The following is a 15,221-nucleotide window of genomic DNA, read 5'->3' on the forward strand; positions in this document are numbered from 1 at the left end:
AAATGGCACTTTTTCGCAATCTTTTCGTCAGCCTTCAAAAATCCTTGTGCGTTCCGCCGTTGGCGGGACTCCAATGCAGTCCTGAAAGAAATATTCGCCTTCCTTGACCTTGCAGAAAAATTACTCATTTTCGGGAGTGGTGGTAGGGTATCGGTGATAAAAGATTCGTTTAATTCCTATTATTTTATAAATGGAAAAAGTTTTATTTCTTCGTTATCAACGTTTCTAAGTCTGATTGCTAATTCTTCTCCATCTTTCATTTTTCCTAAGAAAACTACACCATTTAAAAGTCCATTTGGGGGGATTCTTTCATCTTTAATTTCTTTATACATATAATCATCTTCCATCCGCTGATTTGCCTTTGAAGATCCAACACCATCAACTACAGCAGGAATTAAGAAAGGCCATATGAATACGCCAGCAACACCATAGGCAGTTGCTCTGCCGGCAGTGCTGAAACCACATTCATTTGCAACTTCCTCGGCAGGAACGGTATCTTTATTTAACATTCTTTTTTTAAATTCATATGTATTGGCCGTTCTGTTATCAATGAGGATGTATACAGGTTGATAAACTCTGTATAATTTTTTGACACCAAAAACCTGTTTTGATTCTTTTGCATCAAAAAATTTTGCAGCTACCTTTAATCCATCTTGATCTTGGGCAGTGCTATAAGAAGCAATATCTGAAGTAGGCAATCTTCCTGCACGATAACTTGCACAGCCGCTGATAATAGAACATAATAATAAAAGCAAAAACGAATGCTTCCTCATAATCCCCCCTCTTTAAAACTAAAATGAGTATTGCATAAAGATGGTAATCTTCCATTAATGGAATGTCAATGAAATTTAAAATAGTAATTTCTTGGTATGCAGATAGTTATGTAATATAAATTTGTTAAAACAAATAAAAAGATTAAAAAAATGTGATAGAAATAAGCAAAGCTTTCCAAACTGGAACCTTATCTGAGAAGAAAAACTTAAAATTTTTCTGAATCTGAAATAAAGAGGTTGGTTAATTCATTTGAGGTTTAGAGTGCCGGTGATTAGGGTTGTATTATTGGGGGGATCAAACTATAATAAATCAACTAACTGAAAGAAAAAAGTATCCAGAGTTTTTCCTATCCATAAAAAAGGGTAAAAGATATTTTTGGGTGATAATGAATCTGAAATGCAAGATATTAAAACACCTCTTTTTTGTCTTAGTTATTTTTTATCCATATCTTCCTAATCTACAAGCAGAAACACATCAATTCGTGATAATAAGTTCCGAAGCTCCTGCAACTATAAGAGAATTGCCAAACGGAAGAGATTCTTTAGGGAAAATACCCCCAGGTAAAAAAGTAGAAATCTTCGAAGAAAAAACTGTAAGAAGCGGGCCTTTACTTGTTATTTGGTATAAAGTAAAAGCTAAAGGGAAATATGGATGGATTAGTCAATATGTGACTGAAGGGAATAAAATAATTGAAGATACTGATAAGGTTGCAAGTGAGATAAAACGAATCCCTGGCGCGGATAAAGTGAGAGAAGGGCCATTTGGTGAAGAAGCCAAAAATAATTTTAAAGACTGGCTTTTAAATACTGGCGATGTAAAGTGGGTAAGATTAAAAAATGATTATAAAATCTATGTAAGACTTGATTCTTCTAAATATACATCAATTCATAATGTCAAAAATATTGCCGCATATATAGCAAATGCTTACAGGAAACAAACCAATTACCAAAAGCCTATAGAGGTAATAGTTTTGGGGTCTAATAACGCAAAGATTTGGGCGGAATATAGATTGCCTTGAAAAATAGACTTAATTTTTTGACATTTGATATTAAAACAAGCATACGAATATTTTTAGAGAAATGAGAATTACAGAATTTACCAATCCGATAGAGTTCCAACGTTTTTGTTCACTGCTATTTTCGGCAGAAGATCATAATTTTCAAAGCATAGATGATAGCGGTGGTGATTTGGGGATAGATGGATATATTGCTGATAGTAGAATATTTATGATTTATTGTCCTGAAAAACCGCAGAAAAATAATGACTCAAAAAATAAATCAAAAATTTCAAGTGATATTAAAAAAGCAGTCAAAACCATAAAATCTAAGAACTTGTCGGTTAATACACTAGTTTTTGTTACACCGATGAATTTGAGAACAGAAGTCATTTTGTATCTTGAAAAAGAAGCGTCGAACTATGGTTTTAAAAGCGTTTCTTATGGAGAGGATAAATTAACCGAATTAGCTGCCAAACATCCACACATTGTAAAACAATTTCCATTGATGATTTTTCCAGATATAGAAGCAAAGATAGATAAGGTAAGGGAAAAAATGGATATTCGTTTTGATTGTTTAGAGAGATTAATCAATCCAGCGTTCCATGATAAAAAGGGAGAAAAAAGTGTTTTTGTCATTGAGCCTCGTTTAGAAAAAGCTCTAAAAAGTTATGAAGATGGCGATGTTGATAAAGCCGTAACAATATCACGGGAAGTATATTATGAAACTTCCAATGACAGAGTTAAATTGCAAGCCATTATAAATATTGTAACAGGCCATTATGGATTGCGGGAGAATGTATCCGAGTTAATTCCAATGTGCGATGAGGGTATTAAGATAGCTGAAAAAGTTAAAAATCAATTAGCTAGATTGTCATTAATGGCACAAAAAGCTTTGCTGCTCTCTGATGAAAGAGATTTCTTATTATTAGATCGATACTTTATAGAACAAGTAGCTTATAAAACTGGCATTTTTAATGAAGCAGAGTATGAACATATAAATAAAAAAATTGGGAAAAATCAAGAAGATATTGAAAGTATATTACGAACTGTGATTGAAGATTCTCGTGCAAAAAAAATGTATAAGGCTTTAGCTAATATGTATTTAATTAGTGGCTTAATGAATGCTAATAGTTATATTATTCTGGCGAAAACATATCCTGAAGTTGCAGGTTTTTGTGATAATAGATGTAAGACTGCTTTTAGTGAATCAAAAAAAATTTATGCTGCTCTAGGGGATGAAGAAGGAGTTGTTAATGTTACACATAATTTATCTAATCACTTGCGTTCAACGGGTGAGATAGAATTAAGCAAGAAATATGCTAGAGAAGTTATTGCAAAAGCTAAAAGCAAAGGATATTTTTTGTTGGAACTTAAGGCATCGGAGTTATTATATGCATTGGAACATACTACACCCGACTATTATAATATCCCACCGTCTCAATTCTTAGACAAGCTTAAGAAAAGAAGAGAGATGATATTAAAAAGTTTGAAAAATAAAAAGTAATCCTTAATAGTTAATACGAATTTTTGCTTGTTTTTTTGATTGTCATTATGTAAAATTCACTTCCTTAAGTTCCTGTTCTTTATAGACACAAATACGTATGTAGTAAAAATTGTAGTAAAAGTTTGGCAAAACAGGGAATTTTGGGGAAGTGTTGGGAAATTGTAGAAGCCTTTAAAATTTGCTGTTTTACCGTCAATAAAATATAGTTCACGTCGTATCAATGCCCCAATAGCTCAGTCGGCAGAGCAACTGACTCTTAATCAGTGGGTCCTAGGTTCGAGTCCTAGTTGGGGCACCACTGAACCACACAGGGTTCAGTGCAAGCGCGAAACCACATAAAGTTTAGTGCAAGCGTTAGAAAAGGTTTCAAGGCATGTGTTTTTTTAATCCCCGCCTAAGGCGGGTAAATGTGTAAATCTGAGTTATCCCTGCCCGCCGAGGCTTTGTGGCGGGTGTGGTCAAAAATTAAAAGTTTACACAGTGTTTTTCTTCTCTAAAATAACCATTGTTTCCATATGCGGGGTCTGGGGGAAGAAATCGTACGCGAAAATATTTTTCAGCTTATACGCGGACAGTAATATTTTTAAGTCTCTCGTGAGCGTTGCCGGGTTGCACGATATATAGGCTATGGTTTTGGGCGGTTTCATCAGGATGTGCCTGCAGATATTCTTATCCAAACCCTTCCGCGGCGGATCAATAATCAAAATGCCGGGCGATGATTTCAACACAGAGCTTATCAATTTTCCGCAGTCGCCTTTACCGATATGAAAATTTGTAATATTGTTGAGTTCAAGATTTTTCTTCAGAAAATGTATATTTTCTTTCGAGGACTCCACGGCAATAACCCCTGACACTCTTTTTGCCAGCAGGATACCGAATGTTCCGACGCCGCAGTAAAGATCGGCGACAGTTGTATTTTTGTCCAGTGTAATGGATTTTATCAGGTCTTCCATCAGGATATTTAACATTCCGATATTTGTCTGAAAAAAAGATTCGGACCCTATAAGAAAGCGGGTTTGGCCGGCATATTCTTCGATAAAATAATTTCCCGCCAGGACAAGCCTGTGATTTTTCTTTTTGCAGATATATACGGCGCCGGCAAGGGGAGATTGGGCTGTTAATTCACTGAAGCTGTCGGAAAAATCTTTCAGTTCTTTCGGCTCAACGCCGTAAAGGGTTAAAAGCAGGCTTTTGTTATGCGAACTTTCCTTCACTACTACTTTATTTATAAAATCCAGTCCGCTGTCTTTTATTATCTGTAACAGCCGTTTTAACAGCAGGCTTATATTGCCGGATACCAGAAAACACTGTTCTATTTTTTCGAACTGTGTCCGGGAATCAGGCAGATTGTATGCGAGATGAGGGGCTTTATTTTCCCATATTATATTGAGGCTTATCTTGTTCCTGTAATTCCATATCCTGGGTGATGGACGGAAGATGATATCCGGCGATTCTATTTTCAGCTGGTGGGCGAAAAAATCTTCTTTTAATTGCGCGTGTTTGATTTTTATCTGCGTATCATAGTCCATATATTGGTAGGGGGAGCATATTTTGTAATGTGCGCACCGCGGTTTTATCCTCTTGGCCGAAGGGGAAAGTATACTGACGGTTTTTGCTTCAATGAAATTGCTTTTTTCTTTTATGGGTTCGACTTCCACCAGTTCCCCTCTCAGGCCTTCATCGGTAAAGATTATTTTTCCGCCGGTTTGGGAAAGGCTTTTTCCGGGATATACTATTTTTTCTATTTTAATTTGCATGGCGTCAATTATATCATACCGGTAAAATACTGAAATAATCACATGGTAATTTATATAATTAACTGTTATAAAATATATATGGTGATAGGGGATTGATTTATGCCTGATTTTGGCGTCAGTTTAGAGAAGCAGAAAGCGCTTGATAAGAAAATGTCCGAGCTTGGCGTGAAAGACGAGGATGTAACGGAGAAGTTTATCCGCTCGGGCGGCGCGGGCGGGCAGAATGTCAATAAAGTATCCACCTGCGTATATTTAAAGCACCTTCCCACGGGCATAGAAGTCAAGTGCCAGAAAGAACGTTCCCAGGCATTGAACCGCTATGTTGCGCGGAAACTTCTTCTTCAGAAGATAGAAACAGCTATTCTCGGGGAATTGTCGGAGGAACGGAGAAGAATAGAAAAAATACGCCGGCAGAAGCGCAAAAGGTCGAAACGGGCCAAAGAAAAAATGCTTGAGCGGAAACGCAAGCGCTCGGAAATAAAAAAACTCCGGCAAAAGGTCGATAATGAATGAACTTATAGGAACAGTGATTAAAGGAAGGGGGGCGGCCGCAGACAGGTTTAAAGAATGCCGTTCCGTCCTTGAAAAATACGGGCTGAGATTCCCCCCGCTGCGTTTCGGAACGGTAAATGTAAAAATCGATAAAAAATATAAAACACCGTATTACGGGGTGATAATCCCGTATCATCTTCTCGATGATATTTCCCGCATGAATAAGGAATACTGGCAGTTTATCCCGATAGAAAGCATTAACGGGAAAAAAGCAGAAGGCTATATCCTGAGAACCAGCATAAATATACACGGGGAAGAAGTTATCGAGCTGTTGGCCGAAGATATCGGCGATGAAGCGAGGCAGGGAAACAAAATAGTTGTTGAATTGGGTAAAACTTTATAAATAAAAGGAGGGGTCAGATGACAGTTGATACATTGCGCGCAGTTTTAGGGTGGTGTTCTTTAATAAACATCGCGTTTCTTCTGTGGTGGTCATTGTTCTTTATTTTTGGACATAACTGGATATATAAGATGCACAGCAGGTGGTTTAAGCTGACTCCGGAAAAGTTTGATGCAATCCATTATTCCGGAATGGCTTTCTACAAGATATGCATATTCATCTTCAATGTCGCGCCCTATTTCGCGCTTGTTATTGCGGGGAAATGAAATTACGGGGGACGCAAGACGTTCGCTTTGCTGGGACGATGGACGTGCTGGGTTTTAAATCATCCTGCGAATTTGCCTATGCGCCGAAGCCTCTAAAACCTGAACAATAGACCGCAATTGAGTTTTTTCTAGGTTCTATTATCTATTGTTCAATTGCTCTGTCCCGCCTTTGGCGGGACTGGTGCGGGCGGAGGGAGTTGAACCCCCAAGGGTTTCCCCACTAGATCCTAAGTCTAGCGTGTCTGCCAGTTCCACCACGCCCGCTTTGAAGAATCGGAATATTATATATTGCAGGATATAATAAAAACAAGGCTCAAAAAAATATTTTTTTCATTTGTCCCCATATTCTGGTATAAATAGATTAAAGGACGGAGAGGATTATGGAACCTTTATGTAATGTTTGGAAGAATATAGGTTTTATTTCTACCAGGTTTGCGGGAACTGACGGCGTTTCCCTCGAAACCGAGAAATGGGCGGAAGTGCTGGAGAAAAAATGCTTCAACTGTTTTTATTTCGCGGGCGAACTGGACAGGCCCGAAGAGAGAAGCATGCTTGTCGAAGAAGCCCACTTTATGCATCCCGATATTCAAAAACTGACCTCCGAATGTTTCGGAAAAATGAAAAGGAAGCCTTCCGTTACGGATAAAATCCTCAAATTGAAGGACCACTTAAAGGCCAAAATCTATAAATTTGTCAAAAAATACGATATCGATATCCTGATTCTCGAAAACGCGCTCGCGATACCCGTTAATATCCCGCTGGGATTGGCAATCACCGAATTCATATCAGAAACCGGTATGCCGGCAATAGCCCATCACCATGATTTTTTCTGGGAAAGAAAAAGGTTTTTGGTGAACTGTGTTTGGGATTATCTCAATATGGCGTTTCCGCCGCATCTGCCTTCAATAAAGCACGTCACGATAAATTCATCGGCAGACAACCAGATAAGTTTCAGGACAGGCGTTTCAAGCGTTGTAATCCCGAACGTGATGGACTTTGCGAATCCGCCGAAAATAGAATCGGACCGCGATGAGGTGAGAAAAGCTCTCGGGGTGCAGGACGGGGAAACCCTTATCCTTCAGCCGACAAGGGTTATCCAGCGCAAAGGCATTGAGCACGCTATCGAGCTTGTCAACAAGCTGGACAGGAAGGCGAAACTTGTAATATCTCACGCGTCCGGCGACGAAGGGCTTACATATGAAAAAAGGGTGTCTCAGTATTCAAAAATGCTGAACGTGAGGACAAAATTCGTTTCAAAAATAATATCCGACAAACGCGGTGTCACCGAAGACGGCAGAAAAATATACAGGATAGAAGATGTTTATCCCCATGTTGACCTTGTTACATATCCTTCGACGTTTGAAGGTTTCGGGAACGCGTTTCTGGAATCTATATACTTTAAAAAACCTATCGTCGTAAACCAGTATTCGATTTACGCCATTGACATTAAACCGAAAGGGTTTAAGACCATAGAAATAGACGATTTTGTTTCCGACGCTACCGTAAGAAAAACAAAAGAAATCCTGGATAACCCTGAGCTGGCTGCTTCGATGACGGAACACAATTACCGCCTCGGCAATACTTATTATTCATATAATGTCCTGGAAAAGAAGCTGGATGCGATTATAGTCAGCTTTGCCTTCTAAGTTTTCAAAAATGGGTCTTTTGCGTAATCTCAGCGTCAAACTTCAGTAATTGCTTGTGCGGCGTACAATGATTACGCCTCCGCGCAATTCTTCGCTTTCCTTGACATTCCGCAAAACTCCTCATTTTTGATTCAGGGGATAGAGTGTGACAAATTTATAATGGTTCTTTTGCGAAATCTCAGCGTCAAGTTTCAGTAATTGAAGCGAATTAAGGATAAGGTTAAGGTTGAGGCTGAGAAAAGATTTTGAAATTTTTATTTTTTAAGTTTTCCTTAACCTTAACCTTAACCTTAACCTTAACCTTAACCTTAGCCTAACTGCCTTTTTCCTGTTGACAAACGGAATAAAAAACGTTTAAATAACGGCTTATTTACGCGAGCGTAGCTCAGTTGGTAGAGCACCACGTTGCCAACGTGGATGTCGCCGGTTCGAACCCGGTCGCTCGCTCCAGATATTTCAGCCCCGAAGAATTCGGGGCTTTTTTTCAGAAAAGGCCCGGTTTTTTGAAAAATGCGCCTGTTTCTGATGTTTTTTAAACGGCTTTCACAAAACAAGCGCCGGTAAATCTCTGATTAGATTTGACAAAATAAGTCAGCTGGGTTACGATATATTTTCTCAAAATACTTCTACTATTTATAAAAAGGGGAATTCGATGGAAAATGGCGTTCAGGTGAAACTTGATAAGAATGAAGGCTGCCGCAGAGTGGCCCATGTAAAAGTGCCTGCGGAGAAAATGGCTGTTAAATATGAGGAAATGAAAAAGGAAATTTCAAAAACCGCAAAAGTCGCCGGTTTCAGGCCGGGAAAAGTGCCGGAAAACATAATTGATAAAGTTTACGGCCCGGCTATAAAAGATGAAACAATGAGAAGAATGATCGCCGATGCTTATTCTGAATCGCTGGATAAGCTGAATGCAAAACCCATAAGCGAACCTGTCATTTCGAACGTCAGTTACGACAGAGGAAAAGAATTGGCCTTTACCGCCGAATTTGATGTTATGCCTGAATTCAAGCTCCCGGAACTTGCCGGGTTGAAAATAAACAGGAAGAACTACAGCGTTACCGAAACAGATGTTGACCGCGCCATAAATGAGATTCTTGAAAAAAACGCGACATTTTCGGATATTGCGGACAGGGGAGCCGGGGAAAAAGATATTATTGTAATAAATTATGCGGTCAGCGCGGGTTCAAAGGTTATAGATAAAAGAGATAACATATGGTTGACCCTTGACGAAAAAAGCCTTCTGCCCGGCATGTATGAAAATGTCAGTGGAATGAAGCCCGGAGAGGAAAAAGAGATAGAAATCAAGCTTCCCGAAGATTATTTTAAGAAAGAATTTGCGGGAGCGCAGGCCGGCATAAAAGTAAACCTGGTCTCCATAAAATCCAAAAACATCCCGTCTCTGGACGACAATTTTATTAAGAAAATGGGAGCTTTTGAAAGTGTCCGGAAGTTCAGGGAAGCCGTGAGGGAAGATATAGAATCTTTTAAAAAGAAAGAGCGGGAAGATGATGTCAAATCCCAGATAATGGATTATCTTATAAAAAACACTGATATAATCCTTCCCCAGACGATATTCCAGAAAATGAGGGGAAAGAATCTCGATAATTCAATCAATATGCTGAAATACAGGGGGTTGAAGGAAGAGGATATAAACAAGGAGAAATCCAAGATAGAAGAAGCTTCGGCGAAAGATACGGAAAAAAACATGAAAATTGCGTATATTTTCCATAAAATCGTGAAAGATTTTGATCTTGAAGCTAAAAATGAAGATATAAACGATATGATAAAAGAAATGTCAAAAGACAACCCCCAGAAAGAAGAAGAGATAAGAAAGTATTATTCTTCCGAAGAAATGAAGGAACACCTGAGGAATAAAATAGAAGAAGAAAAGGTTATAGACTTTATTCTTAAGAAAGCTAAAATAAAAGAGATTGAGGAAAGCAAAAAATAGGAGGTTTATATGTCTTCGCTCGTTCCCATAGTTGTTGAACAGACAGGAAGGACAGAGAGAGCTTATGATATCTTCTCAAGGCTTCTTAAGGACAGGATAATATTTCTGGGGACACCGATAGATGATAACATCGCGAACCTTGTCATCGCGCAGATGCTTTTTCTGCAGACCGAAAGCCCGGAAAAAGATATTAATTTATATATTAATTCCCCCGGCGGTTCGGCTACGGCAGGTTTGGCGATATATGACACCATGCAATTTTTGAAGTGTGATGTGACCACCTATTGTGTGGGACAGGCGGCGAGCGCCGCCGCGGTTCTGCTGGCCGCGGGCGCGGACGGGAAAAGATTTGCTTTGCCGAATGCCAGGATAATGCTGCATCAACCGTGGGGAGGGGCGGAGGGTTCCGCTTCCGATATTAACATCAGGGCGAAGGAAATAGACAGGTTGAAGGGTCTTATAAACGATATCCTTGTCAGGCATACGAAACAGACAAAGAAAAAGATTGAGGCAGATACGGACAGGGATTTTTTCCTTTCGGCCGAAGAAGCAAAAAAATACGGTGTTGTGGATGAAGTTGTCTTTCCCATGAGAAAAATGAAAACACAGGGAAAAAAATAGAACAATGAAAAAAAATGATAACCTGAATAATTACCACAAATGTTCCTTTTGCGGAAGGACAAGCGGCAATGTCCGGATAATAATTTCCGGGTCCGGTCCCAATATTTGCGAAGAGTGCATAAAAGTCTGCAATAAGATCCTGCATGGCGATGAGAGCAGGAATGACCAGAAAAAGAGAGCTCCTTTACCTAAGCTCGAGGTTCCGAAACCGGCATTCATAAAGAATAAACTTGATGAGTACGTTATAGGCCAGGAGCAGGCAAAGAGAACAATTTCAGTCGCGGTCCATAACCATTATAAAAGGATTGTCACGGGTAATTATAAGGAAAGTGATGTAGAGCTGGAAAAAAGCAATATCCTGATGATAGGCCCGACGGGCAGCGGTAAAACATTGATGGCGCGGACACTGGCAAAAATACTTGATGTCCCTTTTGCCATAGCAGATGCCACATCGTTGACGGAGGCCGGTTATGTCGGAGAGGATGTAGAAAACATCATATTAAAATTGCTGCAGGCTTCGGATTTCAATAAAGAGCGCGCAGAACTGGGAATTGTATATATTGATGAGATAGATAAGATAGGCAGGACAACCGGAAATGTTTCTATTACAAGGGATGTTTCAGGGGAGGGAGTCCAGCAGGCCCTGCTTAAAATCCTTGAAGGCACTGTTGCGAATGTGCCCCCGCAGGGAGGCAGAAAACATCCTCATCAGGAATATATACAGGTTGATACGACAAAGATATTGTTTATTTGCGGCGGAACTTTTGGGAACCTGGAAAAAATAATAGGCCGGAGAATGGGGAAAAAGGTAATCGGGTTTGACCGGGGGAACGACGCCGCGCAGGTAAAGAAACACAGTAATATATTTGATTTTCTTGAACCCGAGGACCTTGTGGAATATGGTCTGATACCCGAGTTTGTAGGCAGGCTCCCGGTTGCGGTGAATTTTGCCGGACTGACGGAGAGCGATCTTATCCGTATTCTGACAGAACCCCGCAATGCCCTGATAAAACAGTATCAAAGACTGCTTGAAATGGAGAATGTAGAGTTAAGGTTTGATGAACAGGCTGTAATGGCTGTCGCGAAAAAAGCAATTTCGAAAAAAACGGGAGCAAGGGGCCTGCGTAATATACTTGAAACAGTGATGATGAATGTCATGTATGAGATACCTTCAATGGAGAACATTTCCCAGGTGATAGTGACAAAGGATGTAATAGAACAAAATAAGGATCCCAGGTTAATCAAGGGAAGAAAAATAGCTTAATTAAAATGGCAAAACTTCAGGATAACAGGGAAAAAGATAAAAACAGGGATTTAACGGAGGAATACGGCAATAAGTTTCCTCTGCTGCCGTTGCGCGACCTTGTTATTTTCCCGTATATGGTTGTGCCTCTGCTTGTGGGCAGAGACAGGTCCCTCGCCGCTGTAGAATCAGCCATGCTGGCTAATAAGATGGTTGTCCTGGCTACTCAGAAAGACAGCGAACTGGACGACCCGAAGCCGGCAGACCTTTATAAAGTGGGAACAGTATCGAAAATATTGCAGATGTTGAAACTGCCCGACGGTTCCGCAAAAGTCCTGGTGGAAGGATTCAAAAGAGTTTCTATCCTGAAATACGTTTCGGAAGATAAGATTTATGAGGTTAAAGTTCAGGAGATAAAGCCCGGAATTGAAAAAACCGCGGAAATAGAAGCGTTAATGAGATCCATATCGGGCCTGTTCGAAAAATATGTCGGGTTGAATCCGCGAATACCGAATGAGATATCAAGTTCCGTTTATGAAATATCAGAGCCTGACAGGCTTGCTGATTTTATCGCGTCCCACACAATGATAAAATTGAATGACAAGGAAAATATACTTGAGATTTTTGACCCTGTCGAGAGGCTTAAAAAGTTAGGCGAGCTGATTAACGCGGAAATAGAGATCCTTCAGATAGAGAAAAAGATAACGGGGCAGGTCAGGCGTCAGATAGAACAGAGCCAGAAGAACTATTACCTTCACGAGCAGATGAAAGCCATTGAGAGGGAACTTGGCAAAGAAGGCGAGTATTCGGGGGAATTGAAGGAAATAAAAGACAAGATTGAAACTGCGGGGATGCCGAAGGAAGTTAAAAAAGTCGCATTGAAAGAAATGGCGAAACTTGAAAAGACGATGCCCGTTTCTCCGGAAGCCACGGTTATAAGAAATTACCTGGACTGGCTGGTGGAATTACCGTGGTCAAAAGCCACAAAAGATAATCTGAACCTTGAAAACGCCGAAAAAATACTTGATGAAGACCATTACGGGCTTAAAAAACCGAAAGAGAGGATATTGGAATATCTGGCGGTCAAAAAGCTGACCAGCGGGAATAAAGGCCAGATACTCTGTTTTGCCGGGCCTCCCGGCGTCGGAAAAACATCTTTAGCCAAATCTATTGCCCGCGCGCTGGGTAAAAAAATCGTCAGGATATCTCTTGGCGGCGTCAGGGACGAAGCTGAAATACGCGGACACAGAAGAACATATATAGGGGCTCTTCCGGGCAGGATAATCCAGTCTTTGAAAAAAGCGGGGACTAAAAACCCCCTGTTTCTGCTGGATGAGATAGATAAATTATCTAAGGATTTTCACGGGGACCCTTCATCTGCTTTACTGGAGGTGCTTGACCCCGAACAGAACAATGCTTTTAATGACCATTATCTCGAAGTGGATTTTGACCTTTCTCAGGTTATGTTTATTACGACCGCGAATATCCAGGATATGATACATCCCACCCTTAAAGACAGGATGGAAGTGATAGAACTTCCGGGATATACACTGTGGGAAAAAGAACATATTGCCGAAGATTTTCTTGTGAAAAAACAGTTAAAGGAACATGGTCTTGATAAATCTAAGATTGTATTTTCAAAAGAAGCGATAGCCTCGATAATCAATCATTATACGAGAGAAGCCGGCGTAAGGGAGCTGGAGCGGTCAATAGCCGCGATATGCAGAAAAATGGCAAAAGAATACCTTGAAGATCAGCAAAAAAAGAGAAAAATCATTACTAAAAAAACGGTCATGAAAGCTTTGGGGCCGGTGAAATATATGTATGAGAAAAAAGAAAACAAGAGCGAGATAGGGGTAGCGACAGGGCTTGCCTGGACGCAAAGCGGAGGGGATATAATCAAAATTGAAGCCGTGTTGATGCCGGGTAAAGGCGAGTTGATGTTAACTGGACAGTTAGGCGATGTTATGCAGGAGTCGGCGCGGGCCGCATTGAGTTACGTCAGAACAAAATTAAAAAAACTTACGTTACCCAAAGATTTTCATAAAAACAGAGACATTCACATACATGTTCCGGAAGGCGCTATTCCCAAAGACGGGCCTTCGGCCGGTATTACTATTGCGACAGCTCTTTATTCCGTTATCGCGCAGGCGCCTGTTATGGATGATGTGGCCATGACAGGGGAAATAACTTTGCGCGGCAAAGTGCTGCCTGTGGGAGGCATAAAAGAAAAAGTGCTTGCCGCTCACCGGGCTAAAGTAAAAAAGGTGATACTGCCAAAGGAAAACGCTAAAGATCTGAAAGATATCCCTAATAAAATCAAACGGGATTTGAAATTTTTTGTAGTCGAAGAGATGGAAGAAGTATTAAAATACGCGTGCAGAGAAAAATAAAAAAGCAGGAAGGGAGAAACAAGGTATTATGAAAAAAGAGTTCTTACTTGCCCCGGGGCCTTCTCAGGTTCCGCCCGAAACATTGCTGGAAATGGCTAAACCCGTATTCCACCACAGGACGAAAAGGTTTCAGAATATTTTTGCTGAAGTGCAGGAAGGGTTAAAGTATGTTTTTCAGACAAAAAACCCTGTTCTTGTCTTTGCTTCCTCGGGTACAGGCGCGATGGAAGGCGCTGTTTCAAGCGTGCTTTCTCCGGGCGACAAGGCTATATCTGTAGTCGGCGGTAAGTTCGGCGAAAGGTGGAGTAAACTCTGTAAGGCGTTTGGGGTTCAGTCCATAGATATAAATGTCGAATGGGGAAAGACAGTTGACCCCGCCATCCTGAAAAAAGAACTGGAAAACAATGCGGACGTCAAAGCCGTATATGTGACGCTTGTAGAAACATCAACCGGCACCCTGGCGGATATAAAGAAAATAGGAGAAGTCGTTGACAAGACAGACGCCGTTCTTGTTGTTGATGCTATCAGCGGGCTTGGCGCCGATATGCTTATGACGGATGAATGGAATGTTGACATAACGATTTCAGGTTCACAGAAAGCATTGATGCTTCCTCCCGGCCTGGCGTTTGCTTCGGTCAGCGAAAAGGCAATGAAACTGATAAATGAAGCGAAAAACTCAAGTTTTTATTTCAGCTTTAAAAAAGCAAAGGCTTCGCTTGATAAAAATGATACTGCCTATACTCCTGCGGTAACCCTGATAATAGGGCTTAAGAAATCGCTGGATATGATAAAAGAAGAAACAATAGAGAAAGTCTGGAAACGCCATGAAGATAACGCCGCCGCCATGAGACAGGCCGTAAAAGCAATAGGGTTAAAATTATATTCCCGGAACCCAGCGAATGCCGTTACGGCGGTATGGATACCCGAAGATGTTGACGGTTCGGCTTTTGTGAAGAAAATAAGGGACGAATACGGTGTTACAATGGCGGGCGGGCAGGGAGATCTTAAAGGCAGGATATTCAGAGTCGCGCAGATGGGTTATGCTAATCAGTTTGATACTGTGGTGGCCGCATCCTCGGTTGAAATGGTGCTTTCGGAGTTAGGATATAAGTTTGAACACGGAGCCGCGACTAAGGCCGCGGTTGCCGAATTAATAAAGAGAGGAGTTAAATAA

13 protein-coding genes and 3 tRNA genes are annotated in these 15,221 nt (G+C 40.6%); 13 read left to right on the plus strand and 3 right to left on the minus strand.

Annotated features, from left to right (window positions below):
• Window positions 1-179: 179 nt before the first annotated feature.
• Window positions 180-773 carry a hypothetical protein gene (locus M0R36_08270; GenBank protein ID MCK9555791.1) on the minus strand — a complete coding sequence of 198 codons (594 nt, stop codon included), beginning with the start codon at window positions 771-773 and terminating at the stop codon, window positions 180-182.
• 386 nt (window positions 774-1,159) lie between these two features.
• Between M0R36_08270 and M0R36_08275 the strand changes: the two genes are divergently transcribed.
• From M0R36_08275 to M0R36_08285, 3 genes are all read left to right on the plus strand, one after another.
• The gene (locus M0R36_08275) at window positions 1,160-1,792 is read left to right on the plus strand and encodes an SH3 domain-containing protein (GenBank protein MCK9555792.1); all 633 of its coding nucleotides are present in this window, start codon (window positions 1,160-1,162) and stop codon (window positions 1,790-1,792) included.
• Window positions 1,793-1,853: 61 nt separating this feature from the next.
• On the plus strand, window positions 1,854-3,275 hold the full coding sequence (locus M0R36_08280) for a hypothetical protein (GenBank protein ID MCK9555793.1): 1,422 nt from the start codon (window positions 1,854-1,856) through the stop codon (window positions 3,273-3,275).
• A gap of 222 nt (window positions 3,276-3,497) precedes the next feature.
• Window positions 3,498-3,573 (plus strand) — tRNA-Lys (locus M0R36_08285).
• A 175-nt stretch (window positions 3,574-3,748) separates the two neighbouring features.
• Here the strand turns inward: M0R36_08285 and rlmD are convergent.
• Window positions 3,749-5,074: a 23S rRNA (uracil(1939)-C(5))-methyltransferase RlmD gene (gene rlmD / locus M0R36_08290; GenBank protein MCK9555794.1), complete on the minus strand. Its 1,326-nt coding sequence runs from the start codon at window positions 5,072-5,074 to the stop codon at window positions 3,749-3,751.
• Window positions 5,075-5,131: 57 nt separating this feature from the next.
• Between rlmD and M0R36_08295 the strand changes: the two genes are divergently transcribed.
• From M0R36_08295 to M0R36_08305, 3 genes are read left to right on the plus strand one after another with little or no spacing between them, the layout of a single operon-like run.
• A complete protein-coding gene (locus M0R36_08295) occupies window positions 5,132-5,545 on the plus strand; it encodes a peptide chain release factor-like protein (protein MCK9555795.1) in 414 nt (137 codons plus the stop codon).
• Window positions 5,538-5,927, plus strand: a complete 390-nt coding sequence (locus M0R36_08300) for a hypothetical protein (GenBank protein ID MCK9555796.1) — start codon at window positions 5,538-5,540, stop codon at window positions 5,925-5,927. Before M0R36_08295 ends, M0R36_08300 begins: the two co-directional genes overlap by 8 nt.
• Before the next feature lie 17 nt (window positions 5,928-5,944).
• Window positions 5,945-6,190: a hypothetical protein gene (locus M0R36_08305; protein ID MCK9555797.1), complete on the plus strand. Its 246-nt coding sequence runs from the start codon at window positions 5,945-5,947 to the stop codon at window positions 6,188-6,190.
• A gap of 179 nt (window positions 6,191-6,369) precedes the next feature.
• On the opposite strand, the gene M0R36_08310 is transcribed toward M0R36_08305, so the two are convergent.
• A tRNA-Leu gene (locus M0R36_08310) sits at window positions 6,370-6,454 on the minus strand.
• A gap of 116 nt (window positions 6,455-6,570) precedes the next feature.
• Between M0R36_08310 and M0R36_08315 the strand changes: the two genes are divergently transcribed.
• The 7 genes from M0R36_08315 (at window position 6,571) to M0R36_08345 (ending at window position 15,221) form a co-directional block, all read left to right on the plus strand.
• Window positions 6,571-7,836: a glycosyltransferase family 4 protein gene (locus M0R36_08315; protein MCK9555798.1), complete on the plus strand. Its 1,266-nt coding sequence runs from the start codon at window positions 6,571-6,573 to the stop codon at window positions 7,834-7,836.
• Between the two features lie 374 nt (window positions 7,837-8,210).
• Window positions 8,211-8,286 (plus strand) — tRNA-Gly (locus M0R36_08320).
• A 202-nt stretch (window positions 8,287-8,488) separates the two neighbouring features.
• Complete coding sequence (tig, locus tag M0R36_08325; protein MCK9555799.1) at window positions 8,489-9,790, plus strand: trigger factor; 1,302 nt, start codon at window positions 8,489-8,491, stop codon at window positions 9,788-9,790.
• A gap of 9 nt (window positions 9,791-9,799) precedes the next feature.
• Window positions 9,800-10,411, plus strand: a complete 612-nt coding sequence (locus M0R36_08330; GenBank protein MCK9555800.1) for an ATP-dependent Clp protease proteolytic subunit — start codon at window positions 9,800-9,802, stop codon at window positions 10,409-10,411.
• Window positions 10,412-10,415: 4 nt separating this feature from the next.
• On the plus strand, window positions 10,416-11,675 hold the full coding sequence (gene clpX, locus M0R36_08335; protein MCK9555801.1) for an ATP-dependent Clp protease ATP-binding subunit ClpX: 1,260 nt from the start codon (window positions 10,416-10,418) through the stop codon (window positions 11,673-11,675).
• Window positions 11,676-11,680: 5 nt separating this feature from the next.
• Complete coding sequence (lon, locus tag M0R36_08340; GenBank protein ID MCK9555802.1) at window positions 11,681-14,047, plus strand: endopeptidase La; 2,367 nt, start codon at window positions 11,681-11,683, stop codon at window positions 14,045-14,047.
• 28 nt (window positions 14,048-14,075) lie between these two features.
• Entirely contained in the window at window positions 14,076-15,221 is a 1,146-nt protein-coding gene (locus M0R36_08345; protein ID MCK9555803.1) for an alanine--glyoxylate aminotransferase family protein, read from the plus strand.

The organism is bacterium (assembly GCA_023228325.1).
Taxonomy (GTDB): Bacteria; Auribacterota; UBA6266; order UBA6266; family UBA6266; genus UBA6266.

Coding starts and splice junctions, on each gene's coding strand:
- M0R36_08275 (MCK9555792.1), top strand. CDS start 1,160: ATGAATCTGAAATGCAAGATATTAAAACACCTCTTTTTTGTCTTAGTT.
- M0R36_08280 (MCK9555793.1), top strand. CDS start 1,854: ATGAGAATTACAGAATTTACCAATCCGATAGAGTTCCAACGTTTTTGT.
- M0R36_08270 (MCK9555791.1), bottom strand. CDS start 773: ATGAGGAAGCATTCGTTTTTGCTTTTATTATTATGTTCTATTATCAGC.
- tig (MCK9555799.1), top strand. CDS start 8,489: ATGGAAAATGGCGTTCAGGTGAAACTTGATAAGAATGAAGGCTGCCGC.
- M0R36_08295 (MCK9555795.1), top strand. CDS start 5,132: ATGCCTGATTTTGGCGTCAGTTTAGAGAAGCAGAAAGCGCTTGATAAG.
- M0R36_08300 (MCK9555796.1), top strand. CDS start 5,538: ATGAATGAACTTATAGGAACAGTGATTAAAGGAAGGGGGGCGGCCGCA.
- clpX (MCK9555801.1), top strand. CDS start 10,416: ATGAAAAAAAATGATAACCTGAATAATTACCACAAATGTTCCTTTTGC.
- M0R36_08305 (MCK9555797.1), top strand. CDS start 5,945: ATGACAGTTGATACATTGCGCGCAGTTTTAGGGTGGTGTTCTTTAATA.
- lon (MCK9555802.1), top strand. CDS start 11,681: ATGGCAAAACTTCAGGATAACAGGGAAAAAGATAAAAACAGGGATTTA.
- M0R36_08345 (MCK9555803.1), top strand. CDS start 14,076: ATGAAAAAAGAGTTCTTACTTGCCCCGGGGCCTTCTCAGGTTCCGCCC.
- M0R36_08315 (MCK9555798.1), top strand. CDS start 6,571: ATGGAACCTTTATGTAATGTTTGGAAGAATATAGGTTTTATTTCTACC.
- M0R36_08330 (MCK9555800.1), top strand. CDS start 9,800: ATGTCTTCGCTCGTTCCCATAGTTGTTGAACAGACAGGAAGGACAGAG.